Source organism: Streptomyces sp. NPDC032161 (assembly GCF_040636995.1).
In the GTDB taxonomy this organism is placed as follows: Bacteria; Actinomycetota; Actinomycetes; order Streptomycetales; family Streptomycetaceae; genus Streptomyces.
Genome location: NZ_JBEZVN010000003.1, coordinates 123,585 through 147,247 on the forward strand (window position 1 = coordinate 123,585; position 23,663 = coordinate 147,247).

22 protein-coding genes are annotated in these 23,663 nt (G+C 71.7%); 20 read left to right on the top strand and 2 right to left on the bottom strand.

Annotated features, from left to right (window positions below; all coding sequences use genetic code 11):
- The first annotated feature begins 698 nt into the window (after nucleotides 1-698).
- Together AB0E67_RS10910 and AB0E67_RS10915 are read left to right on the top strand one after the other, a co-directional pair.
- Entirely contained in the window at nucleotides 699-1,259 is a 561-nt protein-coding gene (locus AB0E67_RS10910; protein WP_362023908.1) for a hypothetical protein, read from the top strand.
- A 130-nt stretch (nucleotides 1,260-1,389) separates the two neighbouring features.
- The gene (locus AB0E67_RS10915) at nucleotides 1,390-2,217 is read left to right on the top strand and encodes an SGNH/GDSL hydrolase family protein (RefSeq protein ID WP_362023909.1); all 828 of its coding nucleotides are present in this window, start codon (nucleotides 1,390-1,392) and stop codon (nucleotides 2,215-2,217) included.
- Nucleotides 2,218-2,742: 525 nt separating this feature from the next.
- Here AB0E67_RS10915 and AB0E67_RS10920 read toward each other — a convergent pair.
- Nucleotides 2,743-4,395 carry an IclR family transcriptional regulator C-terminal domain-containing protein gene (locus tag AB0E67_RS10920; RefSeq protein WP_362023911.1) on the bottom strand — a complete coding sequence of 551 codons (1,653 nt, stop codon included), beginning with the start codon at nucleotides 4,393-4,395 and terminating at the stop codon, nucleotides 2,743-2,745.
- 192 nt (nucleotides 4,396-4,587) lie between these two features.
- Between AB0E67_RS10920 and AB0E67_RS10925 the strand changes: the two genes are divergently transcribed.
- The 18 genes from AB0E67_RS10925 to AB0E67_RS11010 all read left to right on the top strand — a co-directional run bounded on the left by AB0E67_RS10925 (nucleotide 4,588) and on the right by AB0E67_RS11010 (nucleotide 23,068).
- Nucleotides 4,588-5,361, top strand: a complete 774-nt coding sequence (locus AB0E67_RS10925) for a CoA transferase subunit A (protein ID WP_362024637.1) — start codon at nucleotides 4,588-4,590, stop codon at nucleotides 5,359-5,361.
- Nucleotides 5,358-5,999, top strand: coding sequence for a CoA transferase subunit B (locus AB0E67_RS10930; protein ID WP_362023914.1), 642 nt, complete (start codon nucleotides 5,358-5,360; stop codon nucleotides 5,997-5,999). The genes AB0E67_RS10925 and AB0E67_RS10930 overlap by 4 nt, the downstream gene beginning before the upstream one ends.
- Nucleotides 6,000-6,001: 2 nt before the next feature.
- On the top strand, nucleotides 6,002-7,192 hold the full coding sequence (locus AB0E67_RS10935) for a thiolase family protein (protein WP_362023916.1): 1,191 nt from the start codon (nucleotides 6,002-6,004) through the stop codon (nucleotides 7,190-7,192).
- Nucleotides 7,193-7,253: 61 nt separating this feature from the next.
- Nucleotides 7,254-7,967, top strand: coding sequence for a protocatechuate 3,4-dioxygenase subunit beta (pcaH, locus tag AB0E67_RS10940; RefSeq protein ID WP_362024640.1), 714 nt, complete (start codon nucleotides 7,254-7,256; stop codon nucleotides 7,965-7,967).
- Nucleotides 7,964-8,554 (top strand): protocatechuate 3,4-dioxygenase subunit alpha, encoded by a 591-nt coding sequence (pcaG, locus tag AB0E67_RS10945; protein WP_362023919.1) that lies wholly within the window; start codon nucleotides 7,964-7,966, stop codon nucleotides 8,552-8,554. The genes pcaH and pcaG overlap by 4 nt, the downstream gene beginning before the upstream one ends.
- Nucleotides 8,541-9,908 carry a 3-carboxy-cis,cis-muconate cycloisomerase gene (pcaB, locus tag AB0E67_RS10950; protein ID WP_362023922.1) on the top strand — a complete coding sequence of 456 codons (1,368 nt, stop codon included), beginning with the start codon at nucleotides 8,541-8,543 and terminating at the stop codon, nucleotides 9,906-9,908. The genes pcaG and pcaB overlap by 14 nt, the downstream gene beginning before the upstream one ends.
- Nucleotides 9,905-11,107 carry a 3-oxoadipate enol-lactonase gene (pcaD, locus tag AB0E67_RS10955; protein ID WP_362023925.1) on the top strand — a complete coding sequence of 401 codons (1,203 nt, stop codon included), beginning with the start codon at nucleotides 9,905-9,907 and terminating at the stop codon, nucleotides 11,105-11,107. Before pcaB ends, pcaD begins: the two co-directional genes overlap by 4 nt.
- Nucleotides 11,108-11,261: 154 nt before the next feature.
- Nucleotides 11,262-12,455 carry a 4-hydroxybenzoate 3-monooxygenase gene (locus tag AB0E67_RS10960; RefSeq protein WP_362023928.1) on the top strand — a complete coding sequence of 398 codons (1,194 nt, stop codon included), beginning with the start codon at nucleotides 11,262-11,264 and terminating at the stop codon, nucleotides 12,453-12,455.
- A gap of 2 nt (nucleotides 12,456-12,457) precedes the next feature.
- The gene (locus tag AB0E67_RS10965; RefSeq protein ID WP_362023930.1) at nucleotides 12,458-13,147 is read left to right on the top strand and encodes an HD domain-containing protein; all 690 of its coding nucleotides are present in this window, start codon (nucleotides 12,458-12,460) and stop codon (nucleotides 13,145-13,147) included.
- 159 nt (nucleotides 13,148-13,306) lie between these two features.
- Nucleotides 13,307-14,092 carry an IclR family transcriptional regulator gene (locus AB0E67_RS10970; protein ID WP_362023933.1) on the top strand — a complete coding sequence of 262 codons (786 nt, stop codon included), beginning with the start codon at nucleotides 13,307-13,309 and terminating at the stop codon, nucleotides 14,090-14,092.
- Nucleotides 14,093-14,203: 111 nt separating this feature from the next.
- The gene (locus AB0E67_RS10975; protein ID WP_362023936.1) at nucleotides 14,204-15,463 is read left to right on the top strand and encodes a cytochrome P450; all 1,260 of its coding nucleotides are present in this window, start codon (nucleotides 14,204-14,206) and stop codon (nucleotides 15,461-15,463) included.
- 3 nt (nucleotides 15,464-15,466) lie between these two features.
- Nucleotides 15,467-16,663, top strand: a complete 1,197-nt coding sequence (locus tag AB0E67_RS10980) for a PEP/pyruvate-binding domain-containing protein (protein WP_362023938.1) — start codon at nucleotides 15,467-15,469, stop codon at nucleotides 16,661-16,663.
- Nucleotides 16,664-16,687: 24 nt separating this feature from the next.
- Complete coding sequence (locus AB0E67_RS10985; RefSeq protein WP_362023941.1) at nucleotides 16,688-18,508, top strand: PEP-utilizing enzyme; 1,821 nt, start codon at nucleotides 16,688-16,690, stop codon at nucleotides 18,506-18,508.
- 5 nt (nucleotides 18,509-18,513) lie between these two features.
- Nucleotides 18,514-19,278, top strand: coding sequence for an SDR family oxidoreductase (locus AB0E67_RS10990; RefSeq protein ID WP_362023944.1), 765 nt, complete (start codon nucleotides 18,514-18,516; stop codon nucleotides 19,276-19,278).
- 24 nt (nucleotides 19,279-19,302) lie between these two features.
- Nucleotides 19,303-19,623, top strand: a complete 321-nt coding sequence (locus AB0E67_RS10995; protein WP_362023947.1) for a 2Fe-2S iron-sulfur cluster-binding protein — start codon at nucleotides 19,303-19,305, stop codon at nucleotides 19,621-19,623.
- 6 nt (nucleotides 19,624-19,629) lie between these two features.
- Nucleotides 19,630-20,898, top strand: coding sequence for an FAD-dependent oxidoreductase (locus AB0E67_RS11000; protein WP_362023949.1), 1,269 nt, complete (start codon nucleotides 19,630-19,632; stop codon nucleotides 20,896-20,898).
- Between the two features lie 14 nt (nucleotides 20,899-20,912).
- Nucleotides 20,913-21,584, top strand: a complete 672-nt coding sequence (locus AB0E67_RS11005) for an HD domain-containing protein (RefSeq protein WP_362023952.1) — start codon at nucleotides 20,913-20,915, stop codon at nucleotides 21,582-21,584.
- Nucleotides 21,581-23,068: an aldehyde dehydrogenase family protein gene (locus AB0E67_RS11010; protein ID WP_362023954.1), complete on the top strand. Its 1,488-nt coding sequence runs from the start codon at nucleotides 21,581-21,583 to the stop codon at nucleotides 23,066-23,068. Before AB0E67_RS11005 ends, AB0E67_RS11010 begins: the two co-directional genes overlap by 4 nt.
- Before the next feature lie 187 nt (nucleotides 23,069-23,255).
- Here AB0E67_RS11010 and AB0E67_RS11015 read toward each other — a convergent pair whose 3' ends face one another.
- The gene (locus AB0E67_RS11015) at nucleotides 23,256-23,546 is read right to left on the bottom strand and encodes a hypothetical protein (RefSeq protein ID WP_362023957.1); all 291 of its coding nucleotides are present in this window, start codon (nucleotides 23,544-23,546) and stop codon (nucleotides 23,256-23,258) included.
- Nucleotides 23,547-23,663: the final 117 nt, after the last annotated feature.

Below are 23,663 nucleotides of genomic sequence, written 5' to 3' on the forward strand. Positions count from 1 at the left end.
CGAATGTCCAGGAACGACGCCAGCCACTCTCTTTACGAGACGCATAAATACGCGCAGGCCTGACTCGACCTCGAAAGAAGAGCGAACCGCCGACGAATCAAGCGCCTCGGGAGGGTGGGGGGTAAGGCGTTCGAGAGCGGGCAGACGCGATCGTACTACGGAGTACGAGAATCCACTCCGCCTCTTCGGTTACAGCTTGACATCAACGGATCGAATTACCAGGGCCCGCCGAGCAAACAACACCCATTGACACGAGTCGACCCGATCCCGAAACGAATTAAGCAACAAAATTTCCGAAATCGCCTGAACATACCCTTACGAATGCACATGCTTGGTCCGCGTGAATACGAACTCATCGCATATGACACCAGCACCCCGCAAACGCGGGATCGACGCCTGGCACCCGACGCGCCACGGATGCCTGCGACGCGGGAATCCGCCAGCCCCGCCCGACGCGCCCATATCGATGAAGGCGGAGGCTGCGCGACTATTCCATTCGTAGATCACCGGATCCGGCCCGACGGAAGCCGAGGGTAGGAAAACCGCCATCCCCGACTGATCGAATACCCTCGACAACCTTTCGCATTGACGCGTACACGCCAGTCGAGATACGGTCCCTCCGCCAAATTGGCGTACCCCCCACGAAAATGGCTTCCACTTCGGCTGCTTTGAGGCGGGAGCCAGAAGGAGACATTTCAATGTCCAGCCTGCCCAAAAAGTCGAGTTCAAGGTTACCCAAGTCATTCACGCGCGCGGCGATCGGCCTGGCAGCGGGGGTTCTGCTCGCGGGGAACGTGACCGCGGGGGTCGCTTCCGCAGATGCCGCCGACACCCCCCGTCACCACGCGAACGCCGAACTCCTCGACTCCCGCTGCGCCGTTCCGGCAGACCGTGACCCGGACATCACCCTGACCGTGTACCGGGCAGCGGTCGAGCGCGGCGTCACCGACAAGGTGCTGCTCGCCGCGTTCGAGACGGGCTGGGTGGAGTCCCACATGAACAACCTGGCCTGTGGCGACCGCGACTCGCTCGGCGTCTTCCAGCAGCGCCCGAGTCAGGGCTGGGGCACCCCGGAAGAGTGCATGGACCCGGTGCACGCCACCAACGCGTTCCTGGATCAGGCCATTCCGAACGACGCCGACAACCCCGGCTTCACAGCAGGCGAACTGGCCCAGAGCGTGCAGCGATCGGCGTTCCCGGACCGGTACGACGAGAGCGAGGCGAAAGCCCTCGCCCTGATCGCAGAAGTCCAGGGCTGACGCTCCTCAAGTGCTCCAACCGATCGGATTCCTGCGCCCGCCGGGGCTCACCCCCGTTCACCACACTGCACCGGCGCTCCGCCTGCTCCGGCCGGTCTCCCAGCAACCTCACACACTCCAGGAGTGAAACATGCGCTCGTCAAGAGCTCGCACGTGCCTCGCGTCGCTCTCCCTCGCGCTGGCTGCCGTTTGCCTCGCGGCCCCGGGTGCGTACGCCGCCGACGCAGAACCGACTGCCGCCGGCAAGTATGTGGCACTCGGCGACTCGTATGCCGTCGCGCCCGGCACACGCGAATACGACAACCCTGACGACCCGTGTCGTCGAGGCCCGTCGACGTACCCTCGGCTGTGGGCCCAACAGCACCCCTCGTACTCCTTCGTCGAGGCGTCGTGCTCCGGCGCGACCACTGCGGATCTGACAAGCCAACAGGTTCCGCAGCTCACCGCGGACACCACACTGGTGACGGTGCACGTGGGCGGCAACGACGTCGGCTTCGTCGAGGTGCTGAAGAACTGCATCCTCACCATCGACGACAAGGACTGCATTGCCGGAGTGGAGGCCGCGAAGGCCGCCGCGACCAGCAGTCTGCCGGGCGCTCTGGCGAGCACGTACGCGTCGATTCGGGCAAAGGCACCGAACGCCAAGGTCGTGGTCGTGGGCTACCCCCGCCTTTACACGATCGGCGGCACGTGCGGCATTCTCGGGCTGAGCGACCGCGAGCGGACGGCACTCAATTCGGGGTCCGACACCCTCGACTCGGTTCTGGCGTCCGAAGCCGGAAAGGCCGGGTTCACCTTCCTCGACCCGCGTACCGCGTTCGACCCGCACACGATCTGCTCCAAGGGTCAGGCCTGGGTGACAAGCCTGGAGTGGGACAAGATCAACGAGTCATACCACCCCAACAAGGCCGGGCACAGCGAAGGATATCTGCCCTTGCTGAACGCGATCACCGGCTGATCGCGGCCGACTGTCCGGCAGTCCCGGACACCGCGCGGTGTCCGGGAGTCCGACGGCGCGATCGTCGGCGCCGGATCACCGGCTGCCGTACCACCGTGGCCCTCCGCCGCGGAACCGCGCCGCGCCCGGACAGCCCCGACGCGCCCACCTGCGGACCGACCCGCCCGGTCGCCGCCTCGGTTCTCGCGAACCGAGGCAGCGACCGGGCACAACGCCTTCATCGCCTCGCCACGAATTCACCGGGGCGTTCCAGGCGTACCGCGTGCCGGCATCGGTCCGCCCCGGGCACGGGCCCGTTCGGCGGCGGGCTGCGGATCGGCGGCAGCCGTTTCGTCCTGACCGTTCGTCACGGTCGAGGGGGCCGAAGCGGCTGCGCCCTCGGCCGCCGACCGTGAGCAGAAGGAAACCGGCGACATCCTCGTCAGGCGCGGGAACCGAGGTGAGGGGGGACGGCGTCCCGCGCCCGCGTTCCTGTCGGGCCGCCGGCCGACACGACGGCGGCCGAGATCCGCGACAGGGTCGGGCTCAGGCGAATGGCAGCGGATGCACGTCGGAGACCAGGGCGACGTCGGCGCTGATCCGCTCGGCCGCGGCGCGCAGGGCGGGCAGCACGGTCCTGAGGGCCTCGTCGGCGGAGGTGCGGCCGGCGTGGAGCGAGACGTTGGCCGCGGCGATCACCTGCCCGTCGCGTCCCAGGAGTGGGACGGCGATCGAGCGCAGGCCCTCCTCCAGCTCCTGGTCCACCAGCGCGAAGCCGTCGTGTGCTGCCTGCTCCAGGACGGCGGTGAGGCGGTCCGCACGGGTGACGGTGTGATCGGTGAACGGCTTGAGGTGTGGGTTGCGCAGCCATTGGGCGCGGCGCTCGTTCGGGAGTCCGGCGAGCAGCACCCGGCCGAGTGAGGTCGCGTGCGCGGGAAAGCGCGTACCGACCGTGATCGCTACGCTCATGATCCGCCCGGCCGCGGCGCGGGCGATGTAGCGCACGTCGTCGCCGTCCAGCACGGCGACCGAGGCGGACTCGTGCAACTCACGGACCAGCGTGGTCAGGTGGGGCTGCGCCAACTCCGCGAGCGAGAGTGCGGACAGGGGCGAGTAGCCGAGGTCGAGCACCCGGGGCAGCGGAGTGAACCGGCGGCCGTCCGCGTCGATGGCGACGTAACCGAGCTGCTCCAGTGTCAGCAGTGAGCGCCGGGCCGTGGCTCGGGGCAGGGCGGTGGCCTCGGCCACGGCGGAGAGCGTCATTCCGGCCGGGCGGTCGAGAACGGCCAGCACGGACAGGCCTCGGGCCAGTGATTGCAGGTACTCCGGCCCCAACTCCCTCTTGGCGTCCAGGGAGTGGTCCCGGTCCGGCGTCCGGGCCGGTGGCCCGACGTCGAGTTCGGTGAGGGCGCGGCTCATCCGCTCGGCCGTGTTCCGCATCCGGTCCAGGGCGAAGTCGCGCAGCCCCTCCGCCGAATGGCGGCTGGTGTGGCTGACGACGCTCAACGCGCAGACCACGCGCCCCTCCTGGTCGCGCACGGGGACGGCGACGGCGACCAGGCCGGGTTCGATCCGCTGGTCGTCGAGCACCCAGCCGTTCTCGCGCGCCTCGGCCACGCGGGCGCGCAGCTCCGCCTCGGTCGGCCGGGCCCGGAGCGGTCGGGGAGGCGGCACGGCCGGGAAGCCCGCGTCGTGCGGGTCGGCCTGGGCCCGGGCCTGCCACTCCGTGTACTGCTGAGCGTCCCAGTCGGCGGCGAAGAGTTCGCCGGGGGCGCAGCGCTCGGCGGGCAGCGCGTCGCCGACGCGGAAGGAGACGGAGAGCGTGCGTCGGCGGTTGCTCTGCACGACGAAGCGCACCGCGTCGCCGTCGGGGACGGCCAGTGAGACGGACTCGTCCAGCTCGTCGGCGAGCGCTTCGGCCAGCGGCCCGAGCGCCTCGGGGATGCCGCTGCTGTGCAGATAGGCGAGGCCGAGCTCCATCAGCCGGGGTGCGAGCACCAGTTCCCTGTCGTCCTCGCGCAGGTACCCGAGCCGGACCAGGGTGGTCGCGATCCGGTCCACGGGGGACCGGGTCAGGCCGGTCAGGGTGACCAGTTCGCTGGGCCGCAACCGTGCCCGGGGGGCCTGGGCGAGCGCGCGCAGGACGGCGAGCCCGCGTTCGAGCGGCCCGACGGACGAGTCGGCGGTGGTCGGCGGCATGGTCCCTCCTCGAATCCGAACCGTACCTCCGTTCGGCGCCCTTCGGACGCACCGATCGGGGACGGGGCCTTGACAGGCGCGATGACTGCATCGAAACTCGCTGCACCACAGCAGATGAAGAATAGTTCATCAGGCGAACACGGCCGCGTACGGGCAGGCCGCGGCGAGGCCGACGAGGACAAGGGCGAAGACATGGACAAGGTGATGCGATCGGCCGACGAGGCCGTGGCCGACATCGGTCACGGCTCCTCGCTGGCCGTAGGCGGCTTCGGGCTGAGCGGCGTCCCGGACGTCCTCATCCGGGCCCTGCACCAGCAGGGCACCGGGGGCCTGAGCGTGGTCTCCAACAACTGCGGCGTGGACGGCGGCGGGCTGGGCATCCTGCTCGCGGCCGACCGGATCGTCCGGGTCACCGGCTCGTACGTGGGTGACAACAAGGAGTTCTCCCGCCGCTACCTCTCCGGTGAGCTGGAGCTGGAGCTCACTCCGCAGGGCACGCTGGCCGAGCGGCTGCGGGCGGGGGGCGCGGGCATCCCCGCCTTTTTCACCCCCGCCGGCGTCGGCACCCTGGTCGCCGAGGGCGGACTGCCGTGGCGCTACCACGCGGACGGCAGCGTGGCGGTGGCCTCGCCCGCCAAGGAGGTACGCGAGTACGACGGCCGCGCCCACGTCCTGGAGCGCGGCATCACGACCGACTTCGCGCTGGTGCGCGCCGCGAAGGGCGACCGCCACGGCAACCTCGTCTTCGGCAAGACCTCGCGCAACTTCAACCCGCTCGCCGCGATGGCCGGCCGGATCACGATCGCCGAGGTGGAGGAACTGGTCGAGCCCGGCGCGATCCACCCGGACGAGGTGCATCTGCCCGGCGTCTTCGTGCAGCGGGTGGTGGAGCTGACGCCGCGGCAGGCCGCGGCCAAGGGGATCGAGAAGAAGACCGTGAGCGAGACGGGAGCGACGGCCCGATGAGCTGGACCCGAGACGAGATGGCCGCCCGAGCCGCCCGTGAACTGCCCGACGGCGCCTACGTCAACCTCGGCATCGGCCTGCCGACGCTGATCCCGAACCACCTGCCCGAGGGCGTCGACGTGGTACTGCAGTCCGAGAACGGCATCCTCGGCGTCGGCCCCTACCCGACCGAGGACCGGGTCGACCCCGACCTGATCAACGCGGGCAAGGAGACCGTCACCGTCGTCCCCGGCGCGTCCTTCTTCGACTCCGCCCTCTCCTTCGGCATGATCCGCGGCGGTCACATCGACGTCGCGGTGCTGGGCGCGATGCAGGTCTCCGCCCGCGGGGACCTGGCGAACTGGGCCGTCCCGGGCAAGATGATCAAGGGCATGGGCGGCGCGATGGACCTGGTCCACGGCGCCCGCAAGGTCGTCGTCGTGATGGAACACACCGCCAAGGACGGCAGCGCGAAGATCGTCGCCGACTGCACCCTGCCGCTGACCGGCCGCCGCTGCGTCGACCGCGTCATCACCGACCTCGGCGTCCTCGACGTCACCGAGGACGGACTGCGCCTGGTCGAGCTCGCCCCGGGCGTCACGGCCGACAAGCTGCGGGAGCGCACCGCCGCCGAGGTACTGCACCCGAAGGAGCCGTGAGCATGTCCGAGCGGATCACTGACGTCTACGTGGTCGACGCCGTGCGCACCCCGTTCGGCAGGTACGCCGGGGCCCTGTCGGGCGTCCGTCCGGACGACCTGGCCGCCCGCGTGATCGCGGCACTGCTGGCACGCACCCCGCAGCTGGACCCCACCCGGATCGGCGACGTCGTGCTCGGCAACGCCAACGGCGCGGGCGAGGAGAACCGCAACGTCGCCCGGATGGCCGTGCTGCTGGCCGGACTGCCCGTCGGTGTGCCCGGCGTGACCGTCAACCGGCTCTGCGGCTCCGGCCTGGAGGCGGTGATCCAGGCGGTGCGCGCCATCCGCGTCGGCGACGCGGACATCGTCGTCGCCGGCGGCGTGGAGTCCATGAGCCGAGCCCCGTGGGTGCTGCCCAAGCCCGAGCGCGGCTTCCCCGCCGGGCACCAGGAGCTCCACTCGACCACGCTCGGCTGGCGGATGGTCAACCGGCTCATGCCGACCGAGTGGACCATACCGCTCGGCGAGAGTGCCGAGCTGATCGCCGCCAAGCACGCGATCAGCCGCGAGGAGCAGGACCTCTTCGCGCTCGCCAGCCACGAGAAGGCGTCGCGCGCCTGGCGGGACGGCCTGCTCGACGCCGAGATCGTCCCGGTCGACGGGGTGGACCTGCCGCGCGACGAGTGCGTCCGCGACGGCGGCACGCCCGAGTCGATGGCACGCCTGAAGCCCGCCTTCCTCCCCGAGGGCACGGTGACCGCCGGGAACGCCTCCCCGCTCAACGACGGCGCCGCGGCCCTGCTCCTGGTCGGCGAGCACGCGCTGGCCGGACTCGGCCGCGAACCGCTGGCACGGATCCGCGCGGGCGCGGTCGGCGCGATCGAACCCCAGTGGTTCGGCCTCGGACCGGTCGAGGCCGGCCGCCGCGCCCTGGAGCGGGCCGGGCTCGGCTTCGACGACCTGCTCACCGTGGAGCTGAACGAGGCGTTCGCCGCCCAGGCCCTGGGCTGCCTCGCGGAACTGCCCGAGCTGGACCCGGCCAAGGTCAACCCGCGCGGCGGCGCGATCGCCGTCGGCCACCCTCTCGGAGCCTCCGGTGCCCGCCTCGTCGGCTCCGTCGCCCACCAGCTCGCCGCCCACGGCTCGGGCACCGGGCTCGCCACGCTGTGCATCGGCGTCGGGCAGGGCCTCGCCCTCGTACTCGAGCGCTGAACCCGTAGAAAGGACAAGGGAGATGAGCCAACTCATCGAGCAGAGCCTGATCGACGCCGAGATGGCGGCGGTCCGACCGGACGGCGGCGCCCACCCGTCCCGTTCGTACGCCCCCTACCGCAGCACACTGCTGCGTCACCCCACCCAGCCGCTGGTCGCGGTCGAGGACCCGGAGGCCGTCGAGCTGACCGGCCCGGTCTTCGGGCACACCGACGTGACCACACTGGACAGTGATCTGACCCGCCGGCACTCCGGCGAGCCGCTGGGCGAGCGCATCACCGTCACCGGCCGGGTGCTCGACCGCGACGGACGCCCCGTGCGCGGCCAGCTCGTGGAGATCTGGCAGGCCAACGCCTCCGGTCGCTACGCCCACCAGCGCGACCAGCACCCGGCACCGCTGGACCCCAACTTCACCGGTGTCGGACGCTGCCTGACGGATGATCAGGGCGGCTACGCGTTCACCACCGTCAAGCCGGGCGCGTACCCGTGGCGCAACCACCTCAACGCCTGGCGTCCGGCGCACATCCACTTCTCGCTCTTCGGCACCGCGTTCACCCAGCGCCTGATCACCCAGATGTACTTCCCGGGAGACCCGCTCTTCGCCCACGACCCGATCTACCAGTCCATCACCGACCCGGCGGCCCGCGAGCGGCTGGTCGCCGCATACGTCCACGACCTGTCCAGGCCCGAATGGTCGCTGGGCTACCGCTTCGACATCGTCCTCGACGGCCCCGGGGCCACCTGGACCGAGCAGCAGGAGGACGAGGACAGGTGAGCAGTCACGTGAGCACCCGGACGACCACGAGGGGCGTCACGCCCTCTCAGACCGTGGGCCCCTTCTTCGGGTACGCCCTGCCGTTCGCGGGCGGCGGGGACGTCGCACCGGTCGGCGACCCGCGGGCCGTGACCCTGCACGGACATGTGCTGGACGGCGAGGGGCGGCCCGTCCCCGACGCGCTGCTGGAGTTCTGGCAGGCGAGCCCGGAGGGTTCACGGGCCGGTGCGCCGGGCTCGATGCGCCGCGACCCCGTCACCGGCGCGGTCCTCGGCCGTCACGGGGTGGACTTCACCGGCTTCGGCCGCGTCGTCGTGGACACCGACGGCCACTACACGCTGCGCACGCTTCCGCCGCCCGCCGACGCGCCCTACCTCGGTGTCGTGGTCTTCGCCCGCGGCCTGCTGCACCATCTGCACACCCGCGCCTATCTGCCGGGCCACGAGGACGACGCGCTGCTCCGCGGTCTGTCGGCCGACCGGCGCGCGACGCTGCTGGCGGTGCGGGAACGCGACGGTGTCCACCGCTTCGACATCCGCCTGCAAGGAGGCCCGGGAGAGGAGACGGTCTTCCTTGACTTCCGCTGACATGCCCGCCGACGTCGGCCTGCTGGCGCCCGGCCGGGCCGGTTCGCCGGTCGAGGCCGCGACCGGCGACCACGGCTTCCTCCAGGCCATGCTCGACGCCGAGGCGGCACTGACGCGGGCGCAGGCCCAACTCGGCCTCGCGCCCACCGAGGCCGCCGACGCCGTCACCGCGGCCGCGCGCGCCGAGCACTTCGACGCCCGCTCGCTCGCGCTGCGGGCCGGGGGCGGGGGCAATCCGGTGATCCCGCTGGTCGCGGACCTCACCGCGGCCGTCCCGAGCGCCGCCGACCACATCCACAGAGGCGCGACCAGCCAGGACATCCTCGACTCCGCACTGATGCTGGTGGCCGCCCGCGCCCGGCGGCTGATCCTGGCCGACCTGGACCGTGCCGCCGCGACGCTGGCCGGGCTCGCCGCCGCGCACCGCGACACACCGATGCCCGGCCGCACGCTCACCCAGCACGCCGTACCGACCACCTTCGGACTGAAGGCAGCCGGCTGGCGACACCTGGTCCTCGACGCCAGGGACCGGCTCGCCGCCGTCCCGCTGCCCGCCCAACTGGGCGGCGCCGCAGGCACGCTGGCGGCCTTCGGGGAACAGGCGCTGCCGCTCTCCGCCCGGTACGCGCGGCAGCTGGGGCTCGCCGAGCCGCTGCTGCCGTGGCACGTGCTGCGCATGCCCGTCGCGGACCTGGGCGCGGCGCTGGCCCTGGTCGGCGGCGCGCTCGGCAAGATCGCCGCCGATGTGCTGGTGCTCTCCCGCACGGAGATCGCCGAGGTCGCGGAAGGCAGCGGCGGCGGCTCGTCGGCCATGCCGCACAAGTCCAACCCGGTCCGGGCCACGCTCATCGCCGCCGCCGCGCGCCGCCTGCCGCAGCTCGCAGCGGTGCTCCTCGGCTCCATGGCCGCCGAGGACGAGCGGCCGGCCGGTGCCTGGCACGCCGAGTGGGAAACCCTGCGCGAAGCCCTGCGCCTGGTCGGCGGAGCGGCCCGGGACGCCGCCGGAATGGTCTCCGGACTGCGGGTGGCCGACTACCGGATGCGCGCCCACCTCGAACTGACGGAAGGGCTGATCGTCTCCGAGCGCCTCGTCGCCGCCTTCGAACCGCTGGTCGGCCGGACCGAGGCGCGCAGCCTGCTCACCCGTGCCTCTCGGGCCGCCGCAGCCGCGGGCCTGGGCCTGGACGAGGCGCTGGAGGAGGATCCGGCACTCGCCGGCCTGCTCGCCCCGAAGCGGCTGCGGGACCTGCTCGACCCGACCGGCTACCTCGGCGCCGCCGCGCCGCTCACCGACCGAGCCCTGCGCCGCGGCCCGGGGCACCACCACCACGACTGCTCCGAGGACCTGCCATGACGTCACCGCAGGCGTCGACCACGCTGCTCCACCACCGCATCGACGGGTGCGACAACGCTCCCCCGCTGTTCCTCGGCCCGTCCCTGGGCACCTCCCTGAAGCTGTGGGAGGCACTCGTCCCGGCGCTGTCGCGGCGACACCGGGTGATCCGCTGGGACCTCCCGGGCCACGGCGGCACGCCCGCTTCCGTGCTGGCGGACCTCGAACCCGGGCACACCGCCGTGGCCGACCTCGGCGCGCTGGTGCTCGCCCTCGCCGACGCGCTCGGCGTCGAACGGTTCGCCTACGCGGGGGTCTCGCTCGGCGGTGCGATCGGCACCTGGCTGGCCGTCCACCACCCCGAGCGGGTGGCATCGCTGACGGTCGTCTGCTCCGCGGCCCGCTTCGCCGAGCCGGCGGCCTGGCAGGCGCGGGCCGCGCTGGTGCGCACGGAGGGGCTGGCCCGGCTCGTCGCCGACGCGCCCGCCCGCTGGTTCACCCCGGTCTTCACCGGGACGCCGACCGCCGCCGCCCTGGTCGAGGACCAACGGACCTGCGACCGGGAGGGCTACGCCGCCTGCTGCGACGCCCTGGCCGGATTCGACCTGCGCGCCGAGCTGGGGCGGATCGGCGTGCCCACGCTCGTCGTGGGCGGACGCGAGGACCTGGCCACCCCGCCGGTCAAGGCCCGGGAACTCGCCGACGGCATTCCCGGCGCGACCCTGGTGGAGATCCCCGGGGCCGCCCACCTCGCCCCCGCCGAACAGCCGCAGCGCGTGCTCGCCGCGCTGCTCGCCCACCTCGGCCCGGCCCCGGACACGGCGGGAGCGGCACGCGAGGAGACCCACGCCGCCGGTATGCGGGTGCGCCGCGCCGTCCTCGGCGACGCGCACGTGGACCGGGCAGTGGCCGGCACCACCGCGTTCACCGAGCCGTTCCAGGATCTGATCACCCGGTACGCCTGGGGCGAGATCTGGACCCGTCCGGGGCTGGACCGGCGCACCCGCAGCTGCATCACCCTCACCGCCCTGGTCGCGCTCGGCCACCACGAGGAACTGGCCATGCACGTCCGCGCGGCCCGCGCCAACGGCCTGTCCGCGGCGGAGATCGGCGAGGTGCTGCTGCAGGCCGCGATCTACTGCGGCGTCCCGGCGGCCAACTCGGCCTTCGCCGTGGCCAACGGCGTACTCGAAGAACTCGAAGGAGACCCGCGCCCATGAGCCGAACCATCCCCGCCCGCGGGGCCGTCGGTACCGCCGCCGGCCCCGCGGACCCGCCGCCCGGCCGGACCCGAGTGGCCTCCACCACAGCGACTTCCGCTGGACGGAAGTCGGCCGTGGCCGGGGCGGACAGGAGCGCCGAACAATGAGCCGTATGTCATTCCCGCCCATCCACTCCCGCACCCGGGTCGGCATCGTCGGTGCCGGTCCCGCCGGGCTCATGCTCTCCCACCTGCTCGCGCGGGCCGGAATCGAATCCGTCGCGATCGACCTGCGCAGCCGCGAGGAGATCGAGCGGACCCACCGCGCCGGGATCCTCGAACAGGAGTCCGTGGACCTGCTGGTCGGCACCGGTGTCTCCGACCGTGTGCACCGTGACGGCTACCGGCACGACGGCATCGAGATGGCCTTCGGCGGCGGCAGCCACCGGATCGACTTCCGCGGCCTGGTCGGCGCCTCGACGTACCTCTACCCCCAGCAGGACGTCTTCACCGACCTCGCCGACGCCCGCGAACGCGACGGCGGCGACGTACGCTTCGGCGTCACCGACGTCTCGGTCGACAACCTCCTCTCGGCGCCGGTCATGCGGTTCACCGACGTCGACGGGGCCGCTCACGAGATCCGAACCGAGTTCCTGGTCGGTGCCGACGGCTCGCGGAGCCTGTGCCGCCGGATGGTGCCGGAGGCCGAGCGGCGCCAGTACTTCCGCGAGTACCCCTTCGCCTGGTTCGGCATCCTCACCGAGGCACCGCCGAGCGCACCGGAACTCATCTACAACCACTCGCCCCGCGGCTTCGCACTGATCAGCCAGCGCACCGAGACACTGCAGCGGATGTACTTCCAGTGCGATCCGGCCGAGGACGCGGACGCCTGGTCCGACGACCGGATCTGGGCGGAGCTGCAGGCACGCCTGGGCTCCAACGGCCACGCGCTCAAGGAGGGGCCGATCACCTCGCGGACCGTGCTGCCGTTCCGCAGCTTCGTCCAGGAGCCGATGCACCACGGCCGCCTCGTCCTCGCGGGCGACGCCGCGCACACGGTCCCGCCGACCGGCGCCAAGGGGCTCAATCTCGCGCTCGCCGATGTCAGGGTGCTGGCCGGGGAGCTGGAGCGGGCGCTGGCCACCGACGACCCGGCCCCGTTGGCGAGCTACGGCGAGCGGGCGCTGCACCGGGTGTGGAAGGCCCAGCACTTCTCCTACTGGATGACGACGATGCTGCACACACTGCCGGACGCGACCCCCTTCGACGTGCGGCGCCAGGAGGGCGAGCTGGCCTCGGTGACCGGATCGGCCGCGGGGTCGACGTACCTCGCCGAGGCCTACACCGGCTGGCCGGGAGGGCGTTGACCATGACCCTGCCCCGCCTCCACCCGGTCACCAACCAGCTCGGCGAGGACGTCACCGGCCATCTGCCCGACGCCGCCGGCGTCCCCGGCACGGCCGGCTGGCGGACGGAGGACGACGCCGTGTGGCGGCTGGCCGTCGATCACCTGCGCGTACGCGGCAACGACGGTCACACCGCCTACTCCTACGGCCTCGCCCGCGCCCTGTGCGACCTGCACCCCGAGGCGGACCGCGACGTCGTACTGCCCGCGATCGTCCTCCACGACACCGGCTGGTCGCGAGTGCCGGAGGAGGAGGTGCTGGAGGCGATCCGGCCCGGGGGCGGGCGGCCCGACCTGGTCCTGCGGCACGAGAAGGAGGGCGCCGCCATCGCCGCGGACATCCTCACCCGTCTCGGCCGCGACCCGGTCCGGACCGCGGAGATCGTCGAGATCGTCGACGGTCACGACTCACGCACCGCCGCCCTGTCGCTCAACGACTCGCTGGTCAAGGACGCCGACAAGCTGTGGCGGCTCACACCGCACGGCATCGACACGATCATGGACTGGTTCGGGCTCACCCGGGAACAGGCGCTGGTCCTGATCGGCAGCCGGGTCCACGACCACCTGTTCACCGACACGGCCCGCGCCATGGCCCGAGCCCTGGCCGCCGTCGCGGGGATCGACAGCACTCCCCAACGGGTCGCGCTGGGCTGACGACGCGGGGCCGACGGCTGCGCGCACGAGCGCGTCGGGCCGACGGCCGTGGGCCGGGCGCGCGACACGGGCTCGCGGGGGGCATGTGTCGTCGCACGTGACAATGTGATCACCGTGGCGTCATCACCGTGACGTCCCACCGCGACCGAGGAGGGCGCCGTGCGCAGTGACGGCCGCACCGTGACCACCAAGGTGCTCGCGCTGCTCGGCGCCTTCGAGGGCGGTCAGCACGCGCTGTCGCTCAGCGAGCTGGCCAAGTACGCCGACGTGCCGCTGCCCACCGCCCACCGGCTCGTCGCGGAACTCGTCGAGTGGGGCGCCCTCGAACGGGACGACCGCGGCCGCTACATCGTCGGCCTGCGCCTGTGGGGGGTCGCCCAGAACGCCGGCCGCCACCTGCGCGACACCGCCCGTCCCCACCTGCAGGACCTGTTCTCGCTCACCCACGAGACCGCGCACCTCGCCGTCCGCGACGGGGACGAGGCGCTCTACATCGACCGGATCTACGGATCGACCCGGGTTCCACGGGCCTCGCGCGTCGGCGGCCGGCTGCCGCTGCACGCCACGGCGGTCGGCAAGGTGCTGCTGGCCTACGAGGAGGAGTGGGTGCGCGAGGCGTATCTCGCGCACCGCCTGGAGGCCCCGACCCGGCACACGCACGTCAACCCGGGCCGGCTCGCGGCCGAGTTGCGCAAGGTGCGCGACGAGGGCTACGCCACCACCCAGGAAGAGGTCCGCGAGGGCTCCTGCTCGATCGCGGTGCCGGTCCGCCTGGAGCCGCATCCTGCCGCGATCGGCCTGGTGATGCTGTCGAGCCAAGGGGCCGTCATGACCCGTCACCTGCCGACCCTGCGGGGCGTCGCGCGGCGCATCGAGGCCGCCGCGGCGCGGCCGCAGCCTGCCCCGGTCCTGCGACCGCGCCGCGCCACCCCGCAACCCCGCTGATCCGGGACACAGCCGCTTCCGTCCAACGGAAGCTGCGCCTGGACGGCCCCTGTGGCCGAGGACACCATGAAGCGGTCGTCACACGACACGACACACATCTCAGGAGGCGGAATGGCGTCGACTCGGAGCCCGGCCGGGACTGCCCCGGCATGTCCGGTCCACCACGGCTACGAACCATTCGAACAGGACGACCCGTTCCCGTCGTACGCGGCCCTGCGTGCACAGGAACCGGTGATGTTCGACGAGCGGATCGGCTACTGGGTCGTGAGCCGTTACGACGACATCAAAGCCGTCTTCGAGGACTGGGAGACCTTCTCCTCCGAGAACGCCCAGGCCCCGGTGCGCGAGCGAGGACGACAGGCCCGGCAGATCATGGAGGAGGGCGGCTTCACCGCCTACTCCGGCCTCTCCGCCCGGGTCCCCCCGGAGCACACCCGGATCCGCAAGGTGGCCGCGAAGGCGTTCACGCCGCGCCGGTTCAAGGTGCTCGAACCCCGGATCCGTGCCAACGTGGTGCGGCTGCTCCAGGCGATGCTGGCCCGGCCGGAGCGCCGCGGCGACCTGCTCCGGGACCTCGCCTACGACGTCCCCACGATCACCATCCTCACCCTGATCGGCGCGGACGTCGGCATGATCGACACCTTCAAGCGCTGGTCGGACTCGCGCGCGGCGATGACCTGGGGCGACCTGACCGACGAGGAGCAGGCGCCGCACGCCCGCAACCTGGTCGAGTACTGGGCCGAGTGCCGGCGCCTGGTCGCCGAGGCGCACGAGAGCGCACCGGACAGCCTGGTCGGCGACATGGTCAGGATGCAGGCCGAGGGCGACCCGATCAGCGACCACGAGATCGCCTCGGTCTGCTACTCGCTCCTCTTCGCCGGCCACGAGACGACCACCACCCTGATCTCCAACGCGCTGCGTGTGCTGCTCTCCCACCCCGAGCAGTGGCGGGCCGTGGTCGACGACCCGGCGCGTATCCCGGCCGCCGTGGACGAGGTGCTGCGCTACAGCCCGTCCATCGTCGGCTGGCGCCGACGGGCGCTGCGCGACACCGAGATCGGCGGCGTGGCGATCCCGAAGGGCGCCGACATCCTGCTGCTCATGGGCTCCGCCAACCGCGACGCGTCCCGGTTCGAGGACGGCGAGTCCTTCGACATCGGCCGCCCCAACGCCCGCGAGCACCTGTCGTTCGGCTACGGGATCCACTACTGCCTGGGCAACATGCTCGCCAAGTTGCAGGCGAAGATCGCGCTGGAGGAGGTCGCGCGCCTCGCACCGGCTCTGCGCCTCGCCGACGGCGCGGACGTCCGCTTCGGCCGCAACCTCTCCTTCCGCGCCCCTGCCGCGGTTCCCGTCACCTGGGAGGACTGACCCGTGAGTGAGTTCATCGTCTTCTTCGACGGCGGGCACGAGCCCTCGCTCGAACTGCTCGGCGGCAAGTGCGCCTCACTGGTCTCGATGACCTCGGCGGGGATGCCGGTGCCGCCCGGCTTCGCGGTGACCACCGCCGCCTTCGACCGCTTCGTCGACGGCAGCGGGCTGCGCGACGAGATCCGCGCCCGCCTCGCCGAGATCGACTCCGACGACGTCGAGTGCGTCGACCGGATCTCGGCGCGGATCCGGGACGCGATCGAGTCGCGCGAAGTGCCCGAGGACATGCACGGCGTCCTGGGCGAGGCCTACGAGCAGCTGATGTCACGGTTCGAGGCCGGGGTGCCGGTCGCGGTCCGCTCGTCCGCCACGGCCGAGGACCTGCCCGAGGCCAGCTTCGCCGGCCAGCAGGACACGTACCTGTGGCTCACCGGCTACGAAGCGGTCAGTGAGCACGTCCGGCGTTGCTGGGCCTCGCTCTACACCAGCCGCGCCATCACCTACCGTCTGCGCAAGGGCATTCCCGAGGACGATCTGTCGATGGCGGTCGCGGTGCAGAAGATGGTGAACGCCCGCACCGCCGGTGTCGCGATGACCCTGGACCCCTCGAACGGCGACCGTTCCAAGGTCGTCGTGGACGCCTCCTGGGGGGTCGGCGAGATGGTCGTCTCGGGACAGGTGACCCCTGACAACATCCTGCTCGACAAGATCATGCTCACCGTGGTCCGCGAGCACATCGGCGACAAGCATGCCGAGCTGGTGCCCGACCCGCAGCCCGGCCGGCTGGTCGAGCGAGAGGTCGAGCCGGAGCGCCGCGCGGTCCGCTGCCTGTCCGACGCCGAGCTGCGCGCGGTCGCGGTCATGGCCAAGCGGGCCGAGAAGCACTACGGCACCCCGCAGGACATCGAGTGGGCCATCGACGCCGATCTGCCCGACGGGGAGAACCTGCTGTTGCTGCAGTCCCGTCCGGAGACGGTTCACTCCGGTCGCCGGACCGCCGCGCCCCCGGCCTCCGCGACATCGATCCCGGCGCTCTCGCTCCCCGCCTCCGCAATCGCTGCGGCATCGACCGCCACGGCGCCTGCCCTCGCGCCGACGCCCGCCGCGGCGGCGACGCCGCCCAGCGGTCCGACCTCCACGATCACGCGCACACCCGGCTTCTCCATGGCCGGGATCACCTCCTCCCTCACCGGCCGCTGAGCCGCTCCCGCAAAGGATCCGAGCGTGACCACCGAACAGACCATGAAGTCCTTCCCGAAGCCATCCGAGATCGAGGTGCCCGAGGGAGCCGAGGGCTGGGAGCAGCTCTACCCCTACAACCTCGTCTTCGACAACGCGCCGGGCGGCGACGACAAGTTCTGGTTCTGCGACAGCCAGCACTGGCCCACCGTGTTCAAGCCGTTCGAGACCATCGGTGGCGAGTTCGCGGTCAAGTGCCTCGGGCAGTACAACACCAGGCACCTGCTCATCCCGCCGGCCAACGGCATCGAGTTCAAGATCCACCTGGGCTACCTCTACATGAGCCCCGTGGCCGTGCCGCCGGAGGAGATCCCGGCCCGGGTACCGGAGTTCGAACGTCGCGCCGGCCACTACTTCCAGAACTGGGACAGCCTGCTGGAGGCCTGGCGCACCAAGGTCCGCGCCACCATCGACGAGATGGAGGAGCTGCGCTTCGAGGCGCTGCCCGCGATGGTGCCGTTCGACGACATCGTCTCCGGCAAGGCGATGGACGGCTCCCAGACGCTGATGGAGAACTACGACCGTCTGATCGCGCTGCTCTACCGCAACTGGCAGTACCACTTCGAGTTCCTGAACCTCGGATACCTCGCCTACCTCGACTTCTTCGGCTTCTGCAAGGAAGCCTTCCCGGGCATCCCCGACCAGGCCATCGCCAAGATGGTGCAGGGCGTCGACATGGAGCTGTTCCGGCCCGACGACGAGCTCAAGCGGCTCGCGGTCATGGCCGTCCGGTCGGGGCTCCAGTCGGCCTTCGAGAACCCGGACGACGTCGAGGGCACCCTGCGGGCGGTCCGCGAGGCGGGCGGCGACGAGTGGGTCGCGGCCTACCGGGCGGCCCAGGACCCGTGGTTCAACTTCACCGTCGGCAACGGCTTCTACGGCCACGACAAGTACTGGCTTGAGCACCAGGAGATACCGCTCGGCTACATCAAGGACTACATCCGCCGCGTCGACGAGGGCCAGGAGATCATGCGCCCGGTCGAGCAGCTGGCCGCCGAGAAGGAGCGGATCGTCGAGGAGTACCGCGACGCGCTCGAGGGCGAGCTGCGTGAGCAGTTCGACGCCAAGCGCGGGCTCGCGGCCACCGCGTACCCGTATGTGGAGAACCACAACTTCTACATCGAGCACTGGACGATGGGCGTGTTCTGGCGCAAGGTGCGCGAGCTGGCCCGGGTCTTCGTCGGGGCCGGTTTCTGGGCCGACCCCGCCGACATGCTCTACCTCAACCGCAACGAGGTCCGCGACGCGATCTTCGACCTGGTCACCGGCTGGGCGGTCGGGGCCGATTCGACCGGCCCGCACTACTGGCCGGCCGAGATCGAGCGACGTCGCCGGATCATCGACGCGCTGTCCACCCGGCGCCCGCAGCCCGCGCTCAACACGCCGCCGGAGCAGATCACCGAGCCGTTCACGATGATGCTCTACGGCATCACCACCGAGCAGGTGCAGCAGTGGCTGGACGGCGACGAGGCCGCCGCCGACGGGGCGATCAACGGCATGGCCGCGTCCCCGGGCGTGGTCGAGGGCATCGCCCGCGTGGTCACCTCCGCCGACCAGCTGGGCGAGGTCCAGGAGGGCGAGATCCTCGTCGCCACGATCACCGCGCCGTCCTGGGGGCCGATCTTCGGCAGGATCAAGGCGACCGTCACCGACATCGGCGGCATGATGAGCCACGCCGCGATCGTCTGCCGCGAGTACGGTCTGCCCGCCGTGACGGGCACCGGTTCGGCGTCCGCCACGATCCGCACCGGACAGCGCCTCCGCGTCGACGGCAACACCGGCCGCGTCGAGATCCTGGAGAGCTGAACACCATGACGCTCCCCGAGCACGAGTCGCCCGCCCGCACCGTCCTGGTGACCGGTGCGGCGGGCGGTCTGGGCCGCGCCTTCGCCCTCGGCTTCGCCGGCCGCGGCTACCGGGTCGCGGTCGCCGACCTCGACCCGGACGGGGCCGAGGAGACCGCGCGCCTGGTCGAGGCCGCCGGCGCCGACGCCTGGCACGGCCGGGTCGACGTCACCGACCCGGCGAGCACCGTGGCGGCCGCCGCCCGGGTCGCGGAGTTCGGCGGCGGCGCGATCGACGTACTGGTCAACAACGCCGCCGTCTACGGCACCGTCACCCGGTCCCCGCTGGAGCGGATCGACCCGGCGGAGTGGGACCTGGTGATGGCGGTCAACCTCAAGGGCCCCTGGCTGATGACCCGGGCAGTGAGCCCGCACCTGCCCGAGGGTGGACGGGTCGTCAACCTCTCCTCCGCCACGGTCTACAGCGGTTCGGAGAACTGGGCACACTACGTCGCCTCCAAGGGCGGCGTGATCGCCCTGACCCGGGTGATGGCCAAGGAGCTCGGGCGGCGCTCGATCACCGTCAACGCGATCGCACCGGGCTTCACTCTCACCGAGGCCAGCCGCGGCCTGATCGAGGACGCCGAGTCCTACGGCGTCGACCGCGGCGCGCTGCGGCGGGCCAGCCGGCCGGAGGACGTCGTCGGCGCCGCGCTCTACCTCGCGGGCCCCGACAGCGCCTTCGTCACCGGGCAGACCCTGGTCGTCGACGGCGGCCGCCAGTTCATCTGACCTCGACCACCAGGAGGAGAAACCATGCCGAAGGTCACCTACACCGACACCGCCGGGGACTGCCGCACCGTGGACGCCGACATCGGCGACTCGGTCATGGAGACCGCCGTCCGCAACGGCGTTCCCGGCATCGTCGCGGAGTGCGGCGGCTCACTGTCGTGTGCGACCTGCCACGTCTACGTCGAAGAGGCCGATCTCGCCTCGCTGCCGCCGATGGGTGAGATGGAGGACGAGATGCTCTGGGGCACCGCGGAGGACCGGCGCCCGAACTCCCGCCTGTCCTGCCAGCTCAGGGTGGCCGACGGCATGGACCTGCGGGTGACCACCCCCGCCACCCAGGTGTGAGGGGTCATGACCGACGGACTGCTCATCATCGGCTCCTCGCAGGCCGGCGTCTCCCTGGCTACGTCGCTGCGCGCGCTCGGCCACGAGGAACCGATCACGCTGCTCGGTGACGAGAACCATCGCCCCTACCAGCGGCCCGCCCTGTCCAAGGAGTGGCTGCAGGGCGGGATCACCAACGAGTCGCTCATGTTCCGCACCCAGGACTACTGGGTCGAGCAGCGCATCGACGTGGTGAAGAACGAACGGATCATCCGGATCGACAAGCGCGACGACGGCTCGGGCACGGCCCACTCCATGTCCGGCGCCCGGTTCGCCTTCGACCGCCTCGCCCTCGCCGTCGGCGCGCGACCGCGCAGGCTGCTGCTCGATGGCGTGGACCTGCCCGGCGTGCTCTACCTGCGCAACGCCGACGACGCCCTGGAGCTGAAGGCCCGGGTGCCGGACGTGCGCGACGTGGTGGTGATCGGCGGCGGATTCATCGGCATCGAGGCCGCCGCGTCGCTGAACAAGATGGGACGCACCGTCACCTTGCTGGAGGCGGCGCCACGGCTGGTCGCGCGCGCCGTCGGCAAGGAGACCTCGGCGTATCTGCTCGACCACCACCGCACCGCCGGTATCGACATCGTGCTGGGCGCCGCCGTCCGCCGGATCGTTCCGCGCGGCGACCGGGTCGGCGGCGTGGAGCTCGCGGACGGCCGCGTCGTGCCCGCCGACCTGGTGCTGGTCGGCGTCGGTGTGATCCCCAACACCGAGCTGGCCGAGTCGATCGGTCTGATCTGTGACAACGGCGTCCGCGTCGACGCCTCCGCACGAGCCTCCGACGGGGTCACCGTGGCGGTCGGCGACTGCGCGAACCTGCCCAATCCGGTGCCCGGCGCGCCCGAGGGCGACCGGGTCCGGTTCGAGAGCGTCAACAACGCCATCGAGCAGGCCAAGGTGGCGGCGTACGCGGTCACCGGCCGTCAGGAGGAATACGCCGGTATTCCGTGGTTCTGGTCCAACCAGGGCGAGATCAAGCTCCAGATCGCCGGGCTGTCCACCGGCCACGACCGCACCCTGATCCGCGCCGACGCCGAGCGCGGCAGGCACAGCGTGCTGTACTACCGCGGCGACCGCGTCATCGCCGCGGACTGCGTCAACCACCCGATGGACTTCATGGCGGTCCGCAACGCCCTCGCCAAGGGCCTGTCCATCCCGTTCGGGGCTGCCACCGACCCGTCCGTGCCACTCAAATCCGTGACCGTCCGGCCGACCGCTCCGGTCGATGCCGACTGAGGAGGGGCTCCCCCATGCCCACCACCCTGCCCGCCGCGCGCCCGATCCCTGGGTCGGGGCCGGTCGACATCTCACCCATCTCACTGACCCCGGCTCCCGGCGAAGACCTCGACCCCATCTGGAAGGCGGTCGTTCCGGAGACCCGCACCCGCGGCAACGACATCCATCTGCCGATCTCGCTCGCCTACGCCGAGCGGCTGTGCGACGCCTTCCCCGAGGCCGACCGGCTGCTGGTGCGGGTGGCCATACAACTCCACGACACCGGATGGGGCAGGGTCGACGAGGACCGCATCCTCTCCGAGGGGTTCTCGGGCGACTGGCGCAAGGCGGAGATCCGCTTCGAGCACGAGCGGCAGGGCTGCGCCATCGCCCGCGAGGTGCTGCCCCCGCTGGGCTACGACGAGGAGTTCGTGCGCCAGGTCTGCGACATCATCGACGGCCACGACACCCGGCAGGAGGCCTACTCGCTGGAGGACGCCCTGGTCCGCGACGCCGACCGGCTGTGGAGGTTCGACCACGCCGGAATCGCGCTGGCGTCCGGCTGGTTCCGCATGGACCCCGCCGTCTACAGCGACCGGCTGGAGGCGGAGATCGTCCCCGAGCTGCTCACCGCCCCGGCCATCGCCATGGCCACGGCCGAACTGGAGCGCTCCCGCGCCCTGTTGAAGACGGAGGTGATCAGGTGACCGTCACCGGCACCCTGCCGTCCCCGGCCCGGCCCGTGCCACGGTGGACCCATACCGACGACTACTACGTCGACGGCGCCTGGGTCCGCTCGACCGCCGCAACCCGCCTGCCACAGATCGACCCGGCCACGGGCCGCGAGTGGGGCACCGTCCCCGACTGTTCCGCCGAGGACGTCGAAGCCGCCCTCGCCGCTGCCGACCGGGCCTTCCGCACGGGGCCGTGGGCCCGCACCACGCCGTCGGAGCGGGCAGCACTGCTGCGCCGGATCGCCGACGAGGTCGAGGCCCGTGCCGCCGAGACGGCCGTGACGAACACACTCGAGAACGGCTCGCCGATCGGTGAGACCCGGGGCGCCGCGGCGAACGCCGCCGCCATCCTGCGGCACGTCGCCGGGCTGGCGTCCTGGCTGGAGGACGAGGACGTCAGGCCGTTCCCGGCGGGAGGCGCCGAGTCCGTCGTGCGCAAGGATCCCGTGGGCCCGTGCGTGCTGATCGCACCGTGGAACTTCCCGATCAACCTGATGGTGGTCAAGCTGGCGCCCGCCCTGCTCGCCGGCTGCACGGTGGTCATGAAGCCCGCGCCCGGCACGTCGCTCTCGATCCGGTTCGTCGTCGAGGCCTGCGCCGCGGCCGGAGTCCCGGCCGGGGTGGTCAACCTCGTCACCGGCGGCGGCGAGGTCGGCGACCGGCTGGTCCGCCACCCGCTGACCGCCAAGGTCGCCTTCACCGGATCGACCCCGGTCGGGCGCCGGATCGCGGCCGCCTGCGGGGAGCTGCTCCGCCCGGTCACCCTCGAACTGGGCGGCAAGTCCTCGGCGATCGTCCTGGAGGACGCCGACCTGGAGCGGACGGCCCCGGCACTGATCCGCACCTGCCTGCGCAACACCGGGCAGACCTGCTACATCTCCACCCGCATCCTGGCCCCCTCGTCCCGCTACGACGAGGTGGTCGACATGGTCACGCGCGTGGTCGCGAGCGCACCGCAGGGCGACCCGTTCGACGAGGACACCGTGTTCGGGCCGATGGCGTCGCAGGCGCAGTACGACGTCGTGCGCGGCCATCTCGACTCCGCGCACGCGGAGGGAGCCCGCGCCACCACCGGCGGACGCCCCGCGGACACGGACCAGGGGTGGTTCATCGAGCCGACGGTGTTCGCCGATGTCACACCCGACATGCACGTCGCCCGGGAGGAGATCTTCGGGCCCGTGGTGAGCATCCTGCGCTACGACGACCTCGACGAGGCCGTCGCCCTCGCCAACGACACGCGCTTCGGACTCGGTGGTGTCGTCTTCTCCGCCGATCCCGCGGCCGCACAGGCGGTCGCGGAGCGCATGGACACCGGATCCGTCGGTGTGAACTTCTTCGCCTCCAACCACAACGCGCCCTTCGGCGGACGACACGACTCCGGGCTGGGGGTGGAGTACGGCATCGAAGGGCTGGCGCAGTACGTCACCTTCAAGTCGATCCACCGTCGTCTCGGCTGAAGCCGCCCTCGGTTCCGGTGAAGCAGCTTCCGGACGGTCGAGGCGACGGCTCGCCGGAACTGGCACGAGACGGCGGCCTGTCCGGCCGACCGCCTCGGCGAGGCCCTCGCGGACCCGCCACCGGTGTGGACGACCGCGTGGCCGGGCGGGCCCTTGCTCTGGGGACCCACCCGGCCGAACCGCGTGGTTACCGAACGTCGTAGGCGCGGGTGATGGTCTGGGTGACCGCGTTGCCGTCGGCGTCGGTGAGGGCGGCCTTCAGCATGACCTGCTTGCCGGAGGCGCCGGTGTGGTCGAGGACGGCCGTCCAGGCGTCGTCCCGCCGCTCGGTCGGCGCCTGGGTCCAGGTGGTGCCGCCGTCGTAGGAGCACGACAGCGAGGCCGACTTGATCGTGCCCGGGGTGTACCCGGCATGGCCCTCGGCCGACAGGCTCGCCCTGATGCCGCCCTGCGCCGGCAGTGTGTTCAGACCGTCCACAGGCAGGTCGTACGCCGGAAAGAGAATCGGCAGGGCGCGCGAGAAGACGTCGGGTTCCCGGCCTCCGTGGAAGCTCCTCGATGCATCAACTACGTGAGTACTGGGCGAGTTCCGACA

What these genes read in the sequence shown, in the direction of transcription:
- AB0E67_RS10910 (WP_362023908.1), top strand. Translation starts at nt 699, where the DNA reads ATGTCCAGCCTGCCCAAAAAGTCGAGTTCAAGGTTACCCAAGTCATTC.
- AB0E67_RS10915 (WP_362023909.1), top strand. Translation starts at nt 1,390, where the DNA reads ATGCGCTCGTCAAGAGCTCGCACGTGCCTCGCGTCGCTCTCCCTCGCG.
- AB0E67_RS10920 (WP_362023911.1), bottom strand. Translation starts at nt 4,395, where the DNA reads ATGCCGCCGACCACCGCCGACTCGTCCGTCGGGCCGCTCGAACGCGGG.
- AB0E67_RS10925 (WP_362024637.1), top strand. Translation starts at nt 4,588, where the DNA reads ATGGACAAGGTGATGCGATCGGCCGACGAGGCCGTGGCCGACATCGGT.
- AB0E67_RS10930 (WP_362023914.1), top strand. Translation starts at nt 5,358, where the DNA reads ATGAGCTGGACCCGAGACGAGATGGCCGCCCGAGCCGCCCGTGAACTG.
- AB0E67_RS10935 (WP_362023916.1), top strand. Translation starts at nt 6,002, where the DNA reads ATGTCCGAGCGGATCACTGACGTCTACGTGGTCGACGCCGTGCGCACC.
- pcaH (WP_362024640.1), top strand. Translation starts at nt 7,254, where the DNA reads ATGGCGGCGGTCCGACCGGACGGCGGCGCCCACCCGTCCCGTTCGTAC.
- pcaD (WP_362023925.1), top strand. Translation starts at nt 9,905, where the DNA reads ATGACGTCACCGCAGGCGTCGACCACGCTGCTCCACCACCGCATCGAC.
- AB0E67_RS10960 (WP_362023928.1), top strand. Translation starts at nt 11,262, where the DNA reads ATGTCATTCCCGCCCATCCACTCCCGCACCCGGGTCGGCATCGTCGGT.
- AB0E67_RS10965 (WP_362023930.1), top strand. Translation starts at nt 12,458, where the DNA reads ATGACCCTGCCCCGCCTCCACCCGGTCACCAACCAGCTCGGCGAGGAC.
- AB0E67_RS10975 (WP_362023936.1), top strand. Translation starts at nt 14,204, where the DNA reads ATGGCGTCGACTCGGAGCCCGGCCGGGACTGCCCCGGCATGTCCGGTC.
- AB0E67_RS10990 (WP_362023944.1), top strand. Translation starts at nt 18,514, where the DNA reads ATGACGCTCCCCGAGCACGAGTCGCCCGCCCGCACCGTCCTGGTGACC.
- AB0E67_RS10995 (WP_362023947.1), top strand. Translation starts at nt 19,303, where the DNA reads ATGCCGAAGGTCACCTACACCGACACCGCCGGGGACTGCCGCACCGTG.
- AB0E67_RS11000 (WP_362023949.1), top strand. Translation starts at nt 19,630, where the DNA reads ATGACCGACGGACTGCTCATCATCGGCTCCTCGCAGGCCGGCGTCTCC.
- AB0E67_RS11005 (WP_362023952.1), top strand. Translation starts at nt 20,913, where the DNA reads ATGCCCACCACCCTGCCCGCCGCGCGCCCGATCCCTGGGTCGGGGCCG.